12 protein-coding genes are annotated in these 17,776 nt (G+C 66.7%); 7 read left to right on the top strand and 5 right to left on the bottom strand.

Features of this window, described 5'->3' with window-relative positions; genetic code table 11:
* Positions 1-145: 145 nt before the first annotated feature.
* Both AC3QL2_RS14640 and AC3QL2_RS14635 read right to left on the bottom strand, forming a co-directional pair.
* A complete protein-coding gene (locus tag AC3QL2_RS14640; protein ID WP_493231120.1) occupies positions 146-472 on the bottom strand; it encodes a hypothetical protein in 327 nt (108 codons plus the stop codon).
* 155 nt (positions 473-627) lie between these two features.
* Positions 628-1,578, bottom strand: a complete 951-nt coding sequence (locus AC3QL2_RS14635) for a hypothetical protein (RefSeq protein ID WP_493231119.1) — start codon at positions 1,576-1,578, stop codon at positions 628-630.
* A gap of 119 nt (positions 1,579-1,697) precedes the next feature.
* Between AC3QL2_RS14635 and AC3QL2_RS14630 the strand changes: the two genes are divergently transcribed.
* Positions 1,698-2,588: a DUF2167 domain-containing protein gene (locus AC3QL2_RS14630; RefSeq protein ID WP_493231118.1), complete on the top strand. Its 891-nt coding sequence runs from the start codon at positions 1,698-1,700 to the stop codon at positions 2,586-2,588.
* Positions 2,585-3,301 carry a site-2 protease family protein gene (locus tag AC3QL2_RS14625; RefSeq protein WP_493231117.1) on the top strand — a complete coding sequence of 239 codons (717 nt, stop codon included), beginning with the start codon at positions 2,585-2,587 and terminating at the stop codon, positions 3,299-3,301. The genes AC3QL2_RS14630 and AC3QL2_RS14625 overlap by 4 nt, the downstream gene beginning before the upstream one ends.
* Before the next feature lie 54 nt (positions 3,302-3,355).
* Here AC3QL2_RS14625 and AC3QL2_RS14620 read toward each other — a convergent pair whose 3' ends face one another.
* Both AC3QL2_RS14620 and icmF read right to left on the bottom strand, forming a co-directional pair.
* The gene (locus AC3QL2_RS14620; protein ID WP_493231116.1) at positions 3,356-6,622 is read right to left on the bottom strand and encodes a sensor domain-containing protein; all 3,267 of its coding nucleotides are present in this window, start codon (positions 6,620-6,622) and stop codon (positions 3,356-3,358) included.
* A gap of 207 nt (positions 6,623-6,829) precedes the next feature.
* Positions 6,830-10,096: a fused isobutyryl-CoA mutase/GTPase IcmF gene (gene icmF, locus AC3QL2_RS14615; protein ID WP_493231115.1), complete on the bottom strand. Its 3,267-nt coding sequence runs from the start codon at positions 10,094-10,096 to the stop codon at positions 6,830-6,832.
* A 188-nt stretch (positions 10,097-10,284) separates the two neighbouring features.
* On the opposite strand from icmF, the gene AC3QL2_RS14610 reads away from it, so the two are divergent.
* From AC3QL2_RS14610 to AC3QL2_RS14590, 5 genes are read left to right on the top strand one after another with little or no spacing between them, the layout of a single operon-like run.
* Positions 10,285-11,307, top strand: coding sequence for an AraC family transcriptional regulator (locus AC3QL2_RS14610; RefSeq protein WP_493231114.1), 1,023 nt, complete (start codon positions 10,285-10,287; stop codon positions 11,305-11,307).
* Positions 11,308-11,339: 32 nt separating this feature from the next.
* Positions 11,340-13,439 carry a putative bifunctional diguanylate cyclase/phosphodiesterase gene (locus tag AC3QL2_RS14605; RefSeq protein ID WP_493231113.1) on the top strand — a complete coding sequence of 700 codons (2,100 nt, stop codon included), beginning with the start codon at positions 11,340-11,342 and terminating at the stop codon, positions 13,437-13,439.
* Positions 13,436-15,499 carry a PAS-domain containing protein gene (locus AC3QL2_RS14600; RefSeq protein WP_493231112.1) on the top strand — a complete coding sequence of 688 codons (2,064 nt, stop codon included), beginning with the start codon at positions 13,436-13,438 and terminating at the stop codon, positions 15,497-15,499. The genes AC3QL2_RS14605 and AC3QL2_RS14600 overlap by 4 nt, the downstream gene beginning before the upstream one ends.
* A complete protein-coding gene (locus AC3QL2_RS14595) occupies positions 15,496-16,215 on the top strand; it encodes a response regulator transcription factor (protein WP_493231111.1) in 720 nt (239 codons plus the stop codon). The genes AC3QL2_RS14600 and AC3QL2_RS14595 overlap by 4 nt, the downstream gene beginning before the upstream one ends.
* Before the next feature lie 56 nt (positions 16,216-16,271).
* Positions 16,272-16,748: a VOC family protein gene (locus AC3QL2_RS14590; protein WP_493231617.1), complete on the top strand. Its 477-nt coding sequence runs from the start codon at positions 16,272-16,274 to the stop codon at positions 16,746-16,748.
* Positions 16,749-16,817: 69 nt separating this feature from the next.
* On the opposite strand, the gene ypfJ is transcribed toward AC3QL2_RS14590, so the two are convergent.
* On the bottom strand, positions 16,818-17,678 hold the full coding sequence (gene ypfJ / locus AC3QL2_RS14585; RefSeq protein ID WP_493231110.1) for a KPN_02809 family neutral zinc metallopeptidase: 861 nt from the start codon (positions 17,676-17,678) through the stop codon (positions 16,818-16,820).
* Positions 17,679-17,776 lie beyond the last annotated feature (98 nt).

Genomic DNA, 17,776 nt, shown 5'->3' with positions numbered 1-17,776 from the left:
CAGCGTGCGGGTGTTTGGGAAGACTTGCGGGATGCTGGAAGCAAGAAGGGGACCTATCGGTCCCCAAACAAGGCAGCCGGTTTGCCCGGCCGCTCACCGCGATCGCCACCCCGCTGACGGGGCGGCGTCGCAACCATGCAGATGGTTATTCGCTACCGATCGGGCCGAGCTGCTTGCGGAGTTCGTCCCACATGGACGGCGGCGGCGGTGCGGAGGTCATCCCCATCCGTTCCTTGTCCATATCGGTACGCACCGGCCCCTGGGCCCCGTACCACTCATCGCCACTGTAGGACCGCGACTCCATTCCCTTGCTGGAGTCCGGACTGTGCATTGTTCCCATCGAGCTGCTGTCGGTGAGTTCCTTGAGGCTGTCATTGAGGTCGGCCGCCTGGGCGGTGGCCAGCGGAATCAGCGCGAGAACACTTCCGGTCAGAAGACCGGCGCCGATCTTGATCCAGTGATTGGATTTCATTTTGCCCTCCGTGCGTGGTGATCCTCCCCGGGAAAAAGGCAAGCAAGTGAACAGTGCGCCACCGCAGCGGAGCCGCATGGCCCATGGGCGGTGGTGTGCACAACTCCATATTAGTCGATGAAAACAGTCGGATAAGAACAACCACTCGCACTCCATCAGCGCGGGGTTTCCGGCGCAAGGGCGTCCCCCAGTTCCAGCATTGCCAGCACGTCCCCCACCAGGGCGCGATGCTCTTCCGGGGCGTTCCGGTACCAGTGGGCCAGGTAAGCGCGCAGGCTGCTGCGTGCGTCGGCGGGATCGAGATTGAGGTAGGCCAGGGCCTGCCAGTTCTCCGGATTGCCGTCGAACAGGGGCAGCAGCAGGTTGGCCAGCACCTCGTTCTTGTCACGCAGGTAAGGGTTGTTGCGCAGCGCCGCCTCGTTGTCGCGCAACCAACTGGCCAGCGGTGCGTTCGGCGGCAGCTGGCGGTGTCCTTCGGAGATCAGCAGATCGAAAAAGCGGCGCAGCGTGGCGGCCTCGCCCACCCACTCGGGTCCGGGCGGCGTGCTCTCCCAGCGCTGCGCGAGGCGCTTGAGGGTGAACAGCGAAGCCGTCTCGCACAGGGTTTCCTCGAACCACTGGTTGGAACGGCTCGACACGGTGCCCGGAGCCACGTTCTCGTCGTAGTTGGACAGCACATGGCACAGCTCGTGGGCGAATTCGTAGGCATACAGGTGCCAGTTGTCGCCGCGCGCATGCAGGTGGATCCGGTATTCGCCCTGCTCCCCGCGGCCGTACAGCGCCACCGGCGGCCCGTCGGTATGGGTGACGACGATGGGCGCCGCAAGCCGCCCCGGCAGGTTCGCCAGCAACTCGTCCGCCACCTCGTTGAGCACCGTTTCGATGGCCTCCTTGCGGGCACTGCCCCAGCCACCGCCCTGCACCTGGATATCCACAGCGGGCTTGCGCAGCCCGGCCGCCTTTTTCGCCGCCGGCACCTCCACGCCGCTGCCGGCATGGGCCAGCGAGCACAGGATGGAAGCCATGATGAAGGGCAGGCGCATGCCGCGCCGCAACCAGGCTTCCGGCACGCCCGCACGAAACGGACTCCGCTTCTTCTTGTGCATGAGACCTTCCACTCCACCTATGCAAGGACTGCGCCCCATTTTTTTCAGGATAGATCGGCAGCCGGCGTTCCGCGCTATCATCCGCGCCGCCGATGCAAACAACATCCCCCCCAAATCCGATGAAGAACCGACTTCTCCACTGGCTGACGCTGCTGGCCCTGTGCCTGCCCTGCCTCCTGTCCCAGGCCGCCGACGCCCCCGCCGGCGACAGCCGCGCCCGCTTCGAAACGGCTGCACAGAGCGCCCTCGCCGCCGTCCAGCCGGGCCCGCGGGACATTCCGCTCGGCGAGCAGGGCAAGCTGCACCTGCCGGCCGGCTACGGCTTCATCCCCCAGGCCGAAGCGTCGGCGCTACTGGCCGCCCAGGGCAGCCACACCGGCCCCGGCTTCCACGGCCTGATCGTCAGCGACAGGCTGGAAGGCTTCCTGGCCCTCGAATACGAAGCCGCCGGCTACGTGAAGGATGAGGACGCCAAGGACTGGGACGCAGCCAAACTGCTCGACAACCTGAAGGAAGGCACCGAGGCCGCCAATGAAGAACGCCGCAAGCTGGGCGTTCCCGAATTCAGCGTGATCGGCTGGGTGGAAGCACCGAGCTACGACGCCGCCACCCACCGCCTGGTGTGGTCTGCAACCACGCGCCGCAAGGACGCCCAGGCCGGCCAGGACGGCGTGAACTACAACACCTACATGCTCGGCCGCGAGGGCTATTTCTCGATGAACCTGATCACCAGCCTGGCCCGCGTCGACCAGGAAAAGCCCGCCGCACGGGAACTGCTGGCAGCCCTCGAATTCAACGACGGCAAGCGCTACGCCGACTTCAACTCCTCCACCGACAAGGTCGCCGAGTACGGCCTCGCCGCGCTGGTCGGCGGCATCGCGGCGAAGAAGCTGGGCCTGCTGGCCTCCCTCGGCATCTTCCTGGCCAAGTTCTGGAAGGCCGGCGCGCTGACCGTCGTCGGCCTCGGCGCCGGCGTGCGCAAGCTGTTCGGCAAGAAGGACGGCGCGTGAAGCTGCTCCTGCTCCTCCTCAGCGGCGCCAAGTTCGGCAAGCTGCTGACCACCGGCGGCACCATGCTGCTGTCCCTCGGCGTGTATGCGCTGATCTGGGGCTGGCGCTACGCCGCCGGTTTCATCGTGCTGCTGTTCTGCCACGAGATGGGCCACTACATCGCCGCCCGCCAGCGCGGCCTCAATGTGGGCGCACCAACCTTCATCCCCTTCGTCGGCGCGTGGATCAACCTCAAGGAGCAGCCGATGAACGCCGAGACCGAGGCCTACGTGGCGATGGCCGGCCCGCTGGCGGGCACCGTCGCCGCCCTCGCCTGCTACTTCCTGGCCCGCTCGGAAGACAGCACGCTGCTGCTGGCGATCAGCTATTCCGGTTTCTTCCTGAACCTGTTCAACCTGATCCCGGTGCCGCCGCTGGATGGTGGCCGCATGACCGGCGTGGTGTCGCGCAAGTTCTGGCTGCTCGGTGCTCCGGCGCTGGTCGGCCTGTTCCTGTGGCGACCGAGCCCGATGCTGATCCTCATCGCCATCCTCGCCGCGCCCCACATGCTGAAGGCCTTCCGCGGCGAAGGCGAAGAGGCCCCCGGCTATTACGACACCCCGCCGGGCAAGCGCTTCGAATACGCCGTACTGTACCTGGGCCTGCTGGCCTACCTGGCGGTGATGACCTACGACGTGCACGAGATGCTGGGCGGCCTGCGCGCCCAGCACTAAGCGGCCGAATCCCGTACGGCCCGCCCCATCGGCGCCCAGCGTCGCTGGGGCGACCTAGCGGCGGGCCAGCCAGGCGGCGAGATCAGCCGCGCTCAGCGGCGGCGAGTAGAAATAACCCTGCGCGACGCCGCAACCCAGCGCTTTCAGCAGTGCAGCCTGCTGGTCGTTCTCGACGCCTTCGGCGACCAGGCTCAGGCCCAGTACCTGGCCGAGGGCGATGATCGTGCGCACGATCTCCGCATCCTCGGCGTTGCGGTCCGCAGCCATCACGAAGGAGCGGTCGATCTTCAGCGCATCGAGCGGCAGGCGCCGCAGGTAGGCGAGGCTGGAGTAGCCGGTGCCGAAATCATCCACCGCGACGCTCACGCCGAGCTCCCGCAGGCGACCGAGGAGCACGGCGGCGCTGGCCGGGTTGGCCATCACCGTGCTTTCGGTCAGTTCGATTTCGAGATCGGCCGGCGCGATGCCGTGCCGCCGCACCAGGGCCGCGATGCGCTCGGCCAGATCACCGCTGTCGAGCTGGCGGGCCGACACATTGACGGCGATCGGCAGGCGCCGGCCCTCGTGCTGCCAGCAGGCGGCCTGGCGGCAGGCCTCGTCAAGCACCCAGTCGCCGAGGGCGACGATCAGGCCGCTTTCCTCGGCCACCGGAATGAACTCGGCCGGCGCCAGCAGGCCATGGACCGGATGGCGCCAGCGCACCAGGGCCTCGACACCGACCACCTCTCCGGAGCCGAGCGACACCTTGGGCTGGTAATGCAGCACCAGCTGGCCGCCGGCCACCGCCCGGCGCAGGTCCATTTCCATGTTCAGGCGGTGACTGGTGCGGGCGAGCATGTCCTCCTGAAAGAAGCGGTAGGTGTTGCGGCCGGCGGCCTTGGCGGCATACATCGCCATGTCGGCGCGCTTCATCAGCTCGTGCGGATCCGCGCCGTCCTCGGGGAAGAAGGCCATGCCCATCGACGCGCCGATTTCCACGCTGTGGCCGCGCAACTGCATCGGACGGCTGATCTCGGCGATCAGCTGCCCGGCCAGGCTGGCACAGTGGCGCGTCTCGTCGAGGTCTTCCATCAGCACCACGAACTCATCGCCGCCGAGCCGGGCGACGGTGTCCATCGCCCGCAGGCGGCCCTGGATGCGCCGCGCGACCTCCTGCAGCAGCAGGTCGCCGACGTCGTGCCCGAGGCCGTCATTGACGCTCTTGAAGCGGTCGAGATCGATGAAGGTCACCGACAGGCGGCGCCCCTCACGCTGGCTGCGGTGGATCGCGTGCTGCAGGCGCTCGAGGATCAGCGCCCGGTTGGGCAGGCCGGTCAGCGCGTCGTGAAAGGCCAGGTGCTGGATCCGCTCATCCTTGCGGCGCATGTCGGTAACGTCGTGAAAGACCGCCACGTAGCGTACCGGCTCGCCGTTGTCGTCGTCGATGCGGTTGATCGTCGTCCATTGCAGGTAGGCTTCGCCGCCCTTGTTGCGGTTCCACACTTCGCCCTGCCAGTGCGCCTCGTCGTGCAGCCGGCGCCACATTTCGCGATAGAAGCCGGCATCGTGGTGCTCCGAGCGCAGCAGGCTGGGCTGCCGCCCGAGCACCTCGGCGGCGCTGTAGCCGGTGATCTTGCCGAAGGCCGGATTGACCGACAGGATGATGCCCTCCGCGTCGGTGATCATCACCCCCTCGGCGGAGTTGTGAAAGACGCTCGCCGCGAGGCGCAATTGCTCCTCGGTCCGCTTGCGGTCGGTCAGGTCGCGGCCGACACCGAGCACGCTGACCACGCGCCCGTCCTGCGCCCGCTCCGGCACCATGCGGATCATGTGGTAATGCGGCCGCCCGTCCGGCCCCGGGAAGATCAGGTCGAAGTCGCGGCTCTCGCCGCTACGGGCCACCTCGCGCACCGCCTCGAGCAGCCCGTCGAAACGCCCGTCCGGCCACAGAGCCTCCGGCGACCGGCCCAGCACCTCGTCGGCCGTGAAGCCCAGCGTCTGTTCCAGCGAGCGGTTCAGGTAAATGATCCGCCCCTCGCAATCCCAGCGCGCGATGTTGTCCGGCACGTTATCAGCCAGGGACCGGAAGGCCCGCTCCCTTTCGGCCAGCGCCTGCGCCGCGTGGCGCGGCTCGGTGATGTCCTGCAGCATCAGTAGCAGGTGAGGCTCGCCGCAACTGACGAAGGGCGAGCATTGCGCGCGGACCCACACCTCCTTCCCGAAGCTGCTGACGAAACGCGACTCCGTTTCGAGCCGGCGGCCTTCGGCCTGCACCCGGGTGACCAGCTCATACAGCCCGCCCCGGTGCCACGAGGCGATGTGGTGAAAGTTCTGCCCCAGCAGCTGCTCCCGCGTACCGCCGGTCAGCTGCGCGACGGCCGGGTTGGCCAGCACGCACCACCCGTCCTGGCGGTAGGCGAGCACGCCGACCGCCGACGTGGCGAGGATGTTCTCGTTGAGCGCCAGCGCCTCGCGTAGTTGTTCCTTGGTCTCGCGCAGCTTGCGGGTCCGCTCCTCGACGCTCTGCTCGAGGCGTTGATTGAAGGCGCCGAGAGCCGCCTCGGCGAGCTTGCGCTCGGTGATGTCGGTGGCAATGCCGCAGACTGCATAGATCCGGCCGGCCCCGTCGCGCAGCGGCACTTTCAGCGACAGCATCGTGTGGATGCCGTCGTCCATCGGCACGAGTTCCTCGAACTCACGCGCCTCGCCGCTCTCCAGCACCGCCAGGTCGGCCGCGCGCACCGCCTCGGCAACCTCGGGCGTAAACAGGTCGAAATCGGTTCGGCCGCGCAGACTGTCGTTGGTGACGTGGTGCAGGTCGCAATAGCGCTGATTGACCAGCAAGTAGCGGCCGTCTCGGTCCTTCACGAAGATCACCGCGGTGGTGTTGTCGATGATCGAGTTCAGCAGCTCCTGGCTGTGCGCCAGCGCCTCCTGCGCGCCCCTCAGGTCGCTGATGTCGGTGCAGATGCCAAGAACCTTGTCGCAGCGCCCGTCGTCCTCGATCAGTGGTGTCTTGGTGGTGCTGAACCAATGCACGGAACCGTCGGAGAAGGACACCGGCTCGGCGACGATCAGCTTGCTCCGTCGCTGGTCGATCACTTCCCGGTCATCGCGCAGGAAGGCCTCCAGCTCCTCGGCGTTGGAATGGAAATGGGCATTGCGGTGCCCTTCGACATCCGCCGCTCCCAGGCCGTAGGCCGCCGCCAGCGCAGTGTTGGCGAGCAGGAAGGTGCCGTCGCGGTCCTTCACGAAGATCATGTTCGGGCAGCTATCGATCACCTGGCGCAGGAAATCCCGCTGCTGGCACAGGCCGTCGCCGATGGGTTTTTCGTTCGTCATGCTGCCCTTGCGCTTGAATGCCCATAATGGTTTTCGGCTCCGATATTCGTGCCTATTCCACGCTTCAGGCAAGCAGCGCCGCGCGTCGCCCCTGTAATCGGTCACACCCGGACACCCGACCCGACCCTTCTCCCAAAGAAAAAGCGGCGCCAAACGGCGCCGCTTTCTCCTGCTGTTCCCCTCTTGCGAAGGGTCTTTTTATAAGCCTTACATGCTGCGACGGTACTGGCCGCCCACCTGATACAGGGCGCCGGTGATCTGGCCGAGGGAACAGTACTTCACCGCTTCCACCAACACCGCGAAGACGTTGCCGTTCTCGATGACGGTCTGCTTGAGCTTGGCCAGCCACTTCGGCGCTTCGTCGGCGTTACGGGCCTGGAAATCGGCCAGGCGGGTAAGCTGGCTCTGCTTTTCGTCCTCGGAGGAACGGGCCAGCTCGATTTCCTGCTGGGCCATGCCCTTCGGGTTGAGGAAGGTATTCACGCCGATGATCGGGTAAGAACCGTCGTGCTTCTTGTGCTCGTAGTACAGCGACTCTTCCTGGATCTTGCCGCGCTGGAAGCCGGTTTCCATCGCGCCGAGCACGCCACCGCGGGAGCTGATGGCCTCGAACTCCTTGAGCACCGCCTCTTCGACCAGGTCGGTCAGCTCATCGATGATGAAGGCGCCCTGGTTGGGGTTCTCGTTCTTGGAGAGGCCCCATTCGCGGTTGATGATCAGCTGGATCGCCATCGCGCGGCGCACGGACTCCTCGGTCGGCGTGGTGATCGCCTCGTCGTAGGCGTTGGTATGCAGCGAGTTGCAGTTGTCGTAGATGGCAATCAGCGCCTGCAGCGTGGTGCGGATGTCGTTGAAATCCATCTCCTGGGCGTGCAGCGAGCGGCCGGAAGTCTGGATGTGGTACTTCAGCTTCTGGCTGCGCTCGTTGGCGCCGTACTTGTTCTTCATTGCCACCGCCCAGATGCGGCGGGCGACGCGGCCGATCACCGAGTATTCCGGGTCCATGCCGTTGCTGAAGAAGAAGGACAGGTTCGGCGCGAAGTCGTCGATGTGCATGCCGCGCGCCAGGTAGCTTTCCACGTAGGTGAAGCCGTTGGACAGCGTGAAGGCGAGCTGGCTGATCGGATTCGCGCCGGCTTCGGCGATGTGGTAACCGGAGATCGACACCGAGTAGAAGTTCTGCACCTTGTTATGGACGAAGAACTCCTGGATGTCGCCCATCATCTTCAGCGCGAACTCGGTGCTGAAGATGCAGGTGTTCTGGCCCTGGTCTTCCTTCAGGATGTCGGCCTGCACGGTGCCGCGGACGGAAGCCAGCACCCACTCGCGGATCTTGTCGGCTTCCTCTTCGGTCGGCTCGCGGTCGTTCTGCGCCTTGAACTTGGCCAGTTGCTGCTGCAGCGCGGTGTTGAAGAACATCGCCAGGATGATCGGCGCCGGGCCGTTGATGGTCATCGACACCGAGGTGGTCGGGTTGACCAGGTCGAAGCCGTCGTACAGCACCTTCATGTCATCCAAGGTGGCAATGGACACGCCGGAGTTGCCGATCTTGCCGTAGATGTCCGGACGCGGATCCGGGTCGCAGCCGTAGAGGGTGACCGAGTCGAAGGCGGTGGAGAGGCGGTGCGCCGGCATGCCTTCGGACACGCGCTTGAAGCGGCGGTTGGTGCGGAAGGCGTCGCCTTCGCCGGCGAACATGCGGGTCGGGTCCTCGCCCTCGCGCTTGAAGGCGAACACGCCGGCGGTGTAGGGGAAGGAGCCGGGCACGTTCTCCTTCATCAGGAACTTGAGGGTCTCGCCTTCGTCCTCGTAGGTCGGCAGCGCCACCTTGCGGATCTTGCTGCCGGACAGGGACTCGGAGGTCAGGACGGTGCGGATTTCCTTGTCGCGGATCTTCACCACGTATTCGTCGGCGGCGTACAGCTCGACGGTCTTCGGCCACATGTCGAGGAGCTTCTTGGAGGTGCCGGTCAGTTCGCCGTCCTTCCACTCGATGAGCTCGTCGAAGTTGGCCGCATCCTTGCTGCAGCCTTCGAACAGTCGCTTGGAAATGCGCAGGGCCTGGCGCTCGCGGGCGATACGGGACTGATCCAGGGTGTGCTTGTGGTAGCCGCGCACCGACTCGGCAATCTCGGCCAGATAGCGGGCCCGCTCGGCGGGCACGATGGCGCGGCCGCGGCTGGAGGCCTTGACTGCCACCAGCGGCAACTTGGCCTTGGCGAGCTTAAGTCCCTTGGCGGCCAGGGCCGGGGCGAGGGACTGGTACAGTGCGGTCACGCCGTCGTCATTGAAGCGAGCGGCCATGGTGCCGAATACCGGCATTTCGTCGGTGGGGGTGGAGAACAGCTCGCGGTTGCGCTGGTACTGCTTGCGCACGTCGCGCAGCGCGTCCTCGGCACCCTTGCGGTCGAACTTGTTGATCGCCACGAAATCGGCGAAATCGAGCATGTCGATCTTCTCGAGCTGCGAAGCGGCGCCGAACTCGGGGGTCATCACGTACAGGGACACATCAACGAAGGGCACGATGGCCGCATTGCCCTGGCCGATGCCGGAGGTCTCGACGACGATCAGGTCGAAGCCGGCCAGCTTGGTGGCGGCGATCACTTCGGGCAGCGCAGCGGAGATTTCGGAGCCGGTATCGCGGGTCGCCAGCGAGCGCATGAAGATGTTCGGATGCTCGATGGCATTCATGCGGATGCGGTCGCCGAGCAGCGCGCCGCCGGTGCGCTTGCGCGACGGGTCGATGGAGACGATGGCCAGCTTGAGCTTGTCGTCCTGGTCGAGGCGGAAACGGCGCACCAGTTCGTCGGTGAGGGAGGACTTGCCGGCGCCGCCGGTGCCGGTGATGCCGAGGGTCGGCACCTTGAGGGCCTTGGCGGCCTCGATCAGCGCCTTCTTGACGTCGTCACCGTAGGCGCCGTTCTCGAGGCCCGTGATGATGCTCGACAGCGCCCGGCGGTCGCCGGACTTGAGGCTGGCGACGACGGCATCGGCGCCCTGGGGGCCGGCGGTGGACAAATCCACGTCGCAGCGCTCCACCAGGTCGTTGATCATGCCCTGCAGGCCCAGCACGGCGCCGTCTTCCGGCGAGTAGATGCGGGTCACGCCGTAGTCGTGGAGTTCCTTGATCTCGGCCGGCACGATCACGCCGCCGCCGCCGCCGAAGACCTTGATGTTCTCGCCGCCGTTCTCGCGCAGCAGGTCGATCATGTACTTGAAGAATTCCACATGGCCACCCTGGTAGGACGTGATCGCAATGCCCTGCACGTCTTCCTGCAGCGCGGCATTGACGATCTCGCCCACCGAGCGGTTGTGGCCGAGGTGGATCACCTCGGAGCCGGTGGATTGAAGAATCCGCCGCATGATGTTGATCGACGCGTCGTGGCCATCGAACAGCGCCGCCGCAGTGACGAAACGCACCTTGTTCTTGGGCTTGTAAGCGACGAGCTTCTTGGCAACGCTCAGGTCGGTCATGGTTGTCTCCCCCACATCATGTTTATCGATGCGTTCATGGTAGAAGCGGGCGGCGGTGTCCGCCATTGCCGTTGTCGACGGGATTCGTGCAAAATCCGCCAAGCTGCATTTGCACCTTTCCATCCGCACTTCAGGGAGTCGAAACCCGCTTGCCCACCAGTTCGTCCCGTAAACGTGCCACTGTTTCAATGGGTTTCGTCAGCGGCATGCTGTCCGGAATGCTGCGTCGCAACATCAGCGCAGCGCCATTGCTCGCCGGCCTCGACATCAACATTGCAGACGCAGCCAGTCGCGTTCCGGTGGACCGCTACGCCACGCTGTACAACCTGGTGATCGATGAGTTGCAGGACGAAGCCTTCGGCCTGTTCTCCACGCCGATGCGGCCGGGCAGCTTCGAATTCCTGTGCCGCGGCATGCTCGGCGCACCCACACTGGCCGACGCCTTTGACCGGGCGCGCCGCTTCCTGTCCATCGTGCTGCCCGACCTAGCGGTCGGCGTGCAGCGCCACGACAACCGCGCCGAGCTGTACATCACCGAACTCGTGCCCGTTGCCGCCACGCCGGACGACCCGGCCCGGATCTTCGCCTTCGAATGGCTGCTGCGCCTGCTGCACAGCCTGTCGTGCTGGCTGGTGGGGCGCGGGCTAGCCCTCGACGCGGTGGACTTTCCGTTCGCCCGCCCCGCCCATGCCGACGACTACGCGCTGGTCTATACGGAACGTTCCGCCTTCATAACCGGCACACGGCTGGTGGCACGCTTCAACGCGACCCTCCTCGACCTGCCGATACGCCGCGACGAAGCCGCGCTGGCGGCCTTCCTGGACGGCGCGCCGGGGCGCATCAGCATGCTCTACCGGCGCGACCGCAACACCGTCACGCGGGTCCGCGACCTGATCCGCCATGCACTGCCGGTGAGCCTGTCCCAGGACGACGTGGCCGGCCGCCTGCACATGTCGCCGCGCACGCTGCACCGCCGCCTGGAAGAAGAAGGCTCCAGCTTCCGCGGCATCAAGGAGGCGCTGCGCCGGGACCTGGCCCTGTCGCGCCTGACCAAAACTCGCCAGTCCATCGCCCAGGTCGCCGCCGACCTCGGCTACGCCGACACCTCGGCCTTCTACCGGGCCTTCACCGGGTGGACCGGCATGTCGCCGGAGCGCTACCGGCGCCAGCTCGCCCACGACGAAGCGGTCAACCGCGACGACAACGCCTAGAATGGCGGGTCGGCCCAGAACATTCCCTTTTCATGCCTCGCGTTTACGAACCACTGACTGAAGAGCTGCTGCGCGAAGCGGACGAGTTGCTGCCCACCCTCATCCGCAATGCGCTGATCGGCATCTACATCATCCAGGACGATCTGTTCCGCTACGCCAATCCGCGCTTTGCCGAGATGTTCGGCTATACGCAGGCTGAGATCTGCGGCCGCCTGGGACCCACCGCGCTAATCATGCCGGACGACCGCTGCAAGGTCAGCGAGGCCATCTCGCGGCGTCTGCACCACGGCGCGGAAACCGCCCACTACACCTTCCGCGGCCGGCGCAAGGACGGCAGCCAGATCGAGCTGGAGGTCTTCGGAAACCGCACCGAGTTCGACGGCCGCCCGGCCATCATCGGCATGCTGGTGGACATCACCGCCCGCTGCACCGCCGAGCGCACCGCCCGCGAACAGCTGCACTTCATCGGCCAGCTCATCGAGGCGATCCCCAGCCCGCTGTTCTTCAAGGACGAACACGCCCGCTACCTGGGCTGCAACAAGGCCTTCGAAGCCTTCCTCGGCAAGCAGCGGCACGAGCTCGTCGGCCGCTCGGTGTTCGAGATCTCGCCGCCGGAGCTGGCCGCCCGCTACCACGAGGCCGACCAGGCCCTGTTCGACCATCCCGGCGTGCAGACCTACGAGGCGCTGGTCTCGTCAGCGGACGGCCGCAACCGGGACGTGATCTTCAACAAGGCCACCTATTTCAAGTCGGACGGCAGCCTCGGCGGCCTGGTCGGCGTGATCACCGACATCACCGACCGCAAGCAGACCGAAGCGCTGATCTGGATGCAGGCCAACTACGATCCGCTGACCGGCCTGCCCAACCGCCGCCTGCTAAACGACCGCCTGGCCGAGCTGATGAAGCACTCCCATCGCACCCACGACTGCGTGGCGGTGATGTTCATCGACCTGGACCGCTTCAAGGAGGTCAACGACACGCTCGGGCACGAAGCCGGCGACCGCCTGCTCGTCGAGGCGGCGCGGCGCATCGTCAGCTGCGTGCGCGAATCCGACACGGTGGCGCGCCAGGGCGGCGACGAATTCACCGTGCTGCTGCCCGGCCTCGCCGACGAAGCGCCGATCGAGCGCATCGCCGAAGACATCATCGATACCCTCGCCCAGCCCTTCCAGCTGGGCCACGACATCGCCTACGTGTCAGCCAGCGTCGGTATCACCCTGTTCCCGAAGGATGCCGAGACGCCGGCCAACATCCTGAAGAACGCCGACCAGGCCATGTACCACGCCAAGGACGAGGGTCGGAACCGCTTCAGCTACTTCTCGCCACGCATGCAGGAGGCCGCGCTGCAGCGCCTGCAACTGGGCAAGGACCTGCGCCACGCCCTCGACCGGGGCCAGCTGAGCCTGCACTTCCAGCCCATCCTGCGCCTCGCCGACAGCCATTTGCACAAGGCCGAAGCCCTGCTGCGCTGGAATCTGCCATCACGCGGCTTCGTGTCCCCGGCGGAGTTCGTCCCGGTGGCGGAAGAGCTGGGCCTGATCGACACCATCGGCACCTGGGTCTTCCGCCAGGCCATCGACATGGTGGTGCGCTGGCGGGCGACGGTGCCGCCCGAGCAGGCCGACAGCCTGCAGGTCACCGTCAATGCCTCGCCGCGCCAGTTCGCCAAGGGGCGCTCGCTGGCCGTCCTGCTCGACGAACTGAACGAGAGAAAGGTGCCCGGCGCCAGCATCGCGATCGAGATTACCGAGGGTCTGCTGCTCGACGAGCACCCGTCGGTCACCGCCCAGCTGGCGAGACTCAGCGCCGCCGGCATCCAGATCTCCATCGATGACTTCGGCACCGGCTACTCGGCGATGGCCTACCTCAAGCGGATGGACATCGACACCTTGAAGATCGACCGCTCCTTCGTGCGCGACCTGACCACCGACCCGAGCGACCTGGCGATCACCGAGGCGATCATCGCAATGGCCCACAAGCTCGACCTCGAAGTGGTCGCCGAGGGTGTCGAGAGCGAGGCCCAGCGGGAACGCCTGGCTGCCGCCGGCTGCGACTACGGCCAGGGCTACCTGTTCTCGCCGCCGCTGCCTGAGGCCGCCTTCTTCGACTACATCGCCCGCCACTGCCAATGACGTCCCGCCTGCCGCCAGCCAACCCCGGCAAGCCCGCCACGCCGGAAGAACTGCGGCGCTACGACCTGCTGCTGGCCGGCTTCGACCTGCTCGACCAGGCCATCGCGGTGTTCGATGCGGCCCCCAGGCTGGTAACCTGGAACAAGGCCCTTTTGCGCCTGCTCGATTTCCCCGAAGAGATGGTGCGGGTTGGCACGCCCTTCGAGGACTTCGTGCGCTTCAACGCCCAGCGCGGCGAATACGGCCTTGGCGGACGCGGCGGCAACCAGGCCGACGTGGAGCGTCTGGTTGCCGAACGCATGGCCTCGGTGCGCTCCTTCCAGCCCCACCAGGCCGAACGCATCCGCCCCAATGGCCAGGTGCTGTCGATCCGCGGCGTGCCGATCCCGAACCTGGGTTTCGTGACCCTGTGGACCGACATCACCGAGCAGCGCCGCTACGAGCAGCTCATCGAAAGCCAGAACGCCGCCCTCGAAACCCGCGTCAGCGCACGCACGGCGGAACTGGAAGCGGCCACCGCTCGCCTCGATGCGCTGGCCGGCCAGCTGGCCCGCAGCGAAGAACGCCTGCGCCTGATCATGGACGCCATCCCGGCGCTGATCGCCTACGTGGATGCCGACGAGCGCTACATCTTCGCCAACCGCGGCTACACCGAATGGTTCGGCATCGACCCGACGCGGATCATCGGGCGCAGCATCGCCGAAGTCTTCGGCCCCGAGGCTTACGCACAGATCCGGCCCTACATCGGCCTGGCGGCCACCGGCGAGCAGGTCAGCTACGAGTATTCGCGCCTCAACCCGGCCGGCCGCCAGGTCCATGCGCGCAGCGCGCTGGTGCCCGAGGTCTCGCCGAACGGCGGCGTGCAGGGCTACTTCGTGCTGTCCATCGACATCACCGAGCAGAAAGCCAGCCAGGCCGCACTGATCCAGGCCCAGAAGATGGAGGCCGTCGGCCAGCTCACCGGCGGCCTGGCCCACGACTTCAACAACCTGCTCACCATCATCACCGGCAACCTGGCCACGCTGCGCGACAAGCTGCCGGCCCACCAGGGCTACGACGACTACCTGGAGCCGGCCCTGTCGGCCGCGCGGCGCGGCACCGAGCTGATCCGCCGCCTGCTGACCTTCTCCCGCCAGCAACCGCTGGAGCCCAGCCCGGTCGAAGTCGGTGCGCTGGTGCATGGCATGACCTCGCTGCTGTCGCGCTCCCTCACCGAGCGCATCCACATGCAGCTCGACCTGCCGGCGGGCAAGCTCTACGCGCTGGTCGATCCCCACCAGCTGGAAAGCGCCCTGCTCAACCTAGCCATCAACGCCCGCGACGCGATGCCCGACGGCGGCGAACTGCGCATCGCCGTGACGCGGCGCCAGGTCACGCCGAACATCGCCCAGCAGGCCGAGGTCCCGCCCGGCGACTACGTGCAGTTCGACGTCTCCGACACCGGCTCGGGCATTCCGCCGGAACTGCTGCCGCGCCTCTTCGAACCCTTCTTCACCACCAAGGCCTTCGGCGCCGGCAGTGGCCTCGGCCTCGCCATGGTGTATGGCTTCATCCGCCAGTCCGGCGGCAACATCCGCGTGCTCAGCACGCCAGGCGCCGGCACCAACGTGCGCTTCATCGTGCCGATGACCGACGCGCCGGCGCCGGCACCCGGCCACGCTGCCCCGGCCGCCACCGCCACCGAGAACGCCCACTGCCTGGTGCTGCTCGTCGAGGACGAACCCGAGGTGCGCAAGGTGATCCGCCAGCAGCTCACCGAGCTGGGCTACCCGGTCCTCGAAGCCGGCAACGGCATCGAGGCGAAGACCATGCTGGAGGCCGTGGAGGACATCGCGCTGCTGGTCTCCGATACCGTGATGCCCGGCCTCGGCGGACGGGAGCTGGCCGCCGCCGCCCGCGCGCTGCGCCCCGAGCTGCCGATCCTGCTGATCACCGGCTACGCCACCGGCGAGCCGCCGGCCGGCATGCCCGACATCCCGACCCTGCGCAAACCCTTCGAGCGCAGCGCCCTCGCCGCGGCCCTCGCCGCCCTCGCCCCCCCGGAGACTCCGGCATCATGACCGCCGCCGACAAGGACAGCCCCCTGATCTTCATCGTCGAAGACGAAGCCGACATCGCCCGCCTGATCGCCAGCAGCCTCGCCGAATACGGTTTCCGCAGCGAGAGCTTCGGCACCGGCCGCGCGCTGCTGGCGCGGACCCGCCGCGTGCAGCCGGAGCTGGCTATCCTCGACCTGGGCCTGCCCGACATGGACGGCCTGCAGGTGCTGCGCGAACTGCAGGAACAGCACCCCTGCGCGGCCCTGATTCTGACCGGCCGCGACGGCCTCACCGACCGGGTGCTGGGCCTGGAGCTGGGCGCCGACGACTACCTGGTCAAGCCCTTCGAGCCCCGCGAGCTGGTGGCCCGCGTGCGTTCCATCCTGCGCCGCTACCAGAAGGCCGCCGCGCAGGAATCCAGCGGCCACAGCAGTGCGTCCTTCGCCGGCTGGCATTTCGACCTCGGCCGCCTCCACCTCAGCACCGCCGACGGCCGCGAAGTCACGCTGTCCGCCGCCGAGGCGGCGCTGCTGCAGACCCTGCTGAAGCGCCCCAACAAGATCCTGACCCGCGAACAGCTGATCGGAGAACGCGACCTCGACCCCTTCGACCGCAGCATCGACGTGCGCATCTCGCGCCTGCGCCGCAAGCTGGAGGACGACCCGCAAGACCCGAAGATCATCAAGACGGTATACGGCGCCGGCTACCTGCTGTGCGCCGCCGTGGAATGGCAGTGATCCCGCCCGGCAGCCGACTCCCGTAGAATGCCGGCTCCTTTAGGAGGGAAAAACCAATCATGACAAGACCATTCAAAGTACTCGGCGTCCAGCAGATCGCCATCGGCGGCCCGTCCAAAGCGCGCCTGCGCACCCTGTGGGTGGACATGTTCGGCCTCGAAGTCACCGGCACCTTCCAGTCGGAACGGGAGAACGTGGACGAGGACATCACCGCCATGGGCAAGGGCCCGTTCAAGGTCGAGGTGGACCTGATGCAGCCCCTCGATCCCGACAAGAAGCCGGCCGTGCACACCACCCCGCTGAACCACGTGGGCCTGTGGATCGACGACCTGCCGAAGGCCGTCGAGTGGCTCACCGCCCAGGGCGTGCGCTTCGCGCCGGGCGGCATCCGCAAGGGCGCCGCCGGTTTCGACATCACCTTCCTCCACCCCAAGGGCAACGAAGAATTCCCCATCGGTGGTGAAGGTGTGCTGGTCGAACTGGTCCAGGCCCCGCAGGAAGTGATCGACGCCTTCGCCAAGCTGGCCAGCTGATCACCCGTAGTAAACGACGAAGGGCCGGCCCTCTTGCGGGGGCCGGCCCTTCGTCGTTTACTACGCCGCTTACAGCGACTTGGCCTGGAATGTGTTGCAGTCCTTCACCTGCCCGCTGTCCATGCCGCGCTTGAACCAGCGCACGCGCTGCTCCGACGAGCCGTGGGTGAAGCTGTCCGGCACCGCGTAACCCTTGGCCTGCTTCTGCAAAGTGTCATCACCGATGGCGGTGGCGGCGCGCAGCGCCTCGTCTATGTCGCCCTGGTCGAGGATGTGGCGGGCCGTATCGGCGTTCTTAGCCCACACCCCGGCCAGGCAGTCCGCCTGCAGCTCCAGGCGCACCGACAGCGCGTTGGCCTCCCGCTCGCTGGCCCGCTCCCGCGCCGCCTGCACCTTGGCCGACACGCCGAGCAGGTTCTGCACGTGGTGCCCGACCTCATGGGCGATCACGTAGGCCTGGGCGAAATCCCCCGGTGCCTTGAAGCGCGTCTTCAGCTCCTGGTAGAAGCCCAGGTCGATGTAAACCTTGTGATCCGCCGGACAGTAGAACGGCCCCATCGCCGCCTGCCCGGTGCCACAGGCGGTACGGGTGGCACCGGTGAACAGCACCAGCTTCGGATCCTCGTACTGCTTGCCAGCCTGGCGGAAGATCTGCTGCCAGGTGTCCTCGGTTTCGCCGAGCACCTTGCGCACGAATTTCGTCTCCGCGTCGTTGGCCGGCGGACGCTGTTGTTGCTGCGCCGCCGACGGCGGCGGGGCCGACACATGGGACGCCTGGTTCAGCACGACCCGCGGATCGATGCCGAAATACATCGCCACCAGTGCCAGCACCACGGTGCCGACACCGATACCGCCCACGGGCAAGCCCCCGCCCCCGCCACCGCGTCTATCCTCGACGTTGTCGCTTTCCCGGCTGTCGTCCAAACGCATAAAGCCTCCTTCAAGACCTGCAATATCTTGTCGCGCCGCAACATTTTTCTTGTGCGACGGGCGCATTATGGCTATAGTCCGCGGTCCGGTGCAAAAAA

The sequence above is a fragment of the Zoogloea sp. GW822-FHT05C07 genome, assembly GCF_058800215.1.
This window is presented reverse-complemented; position numbering and strand designations above follow the sequence as displayed.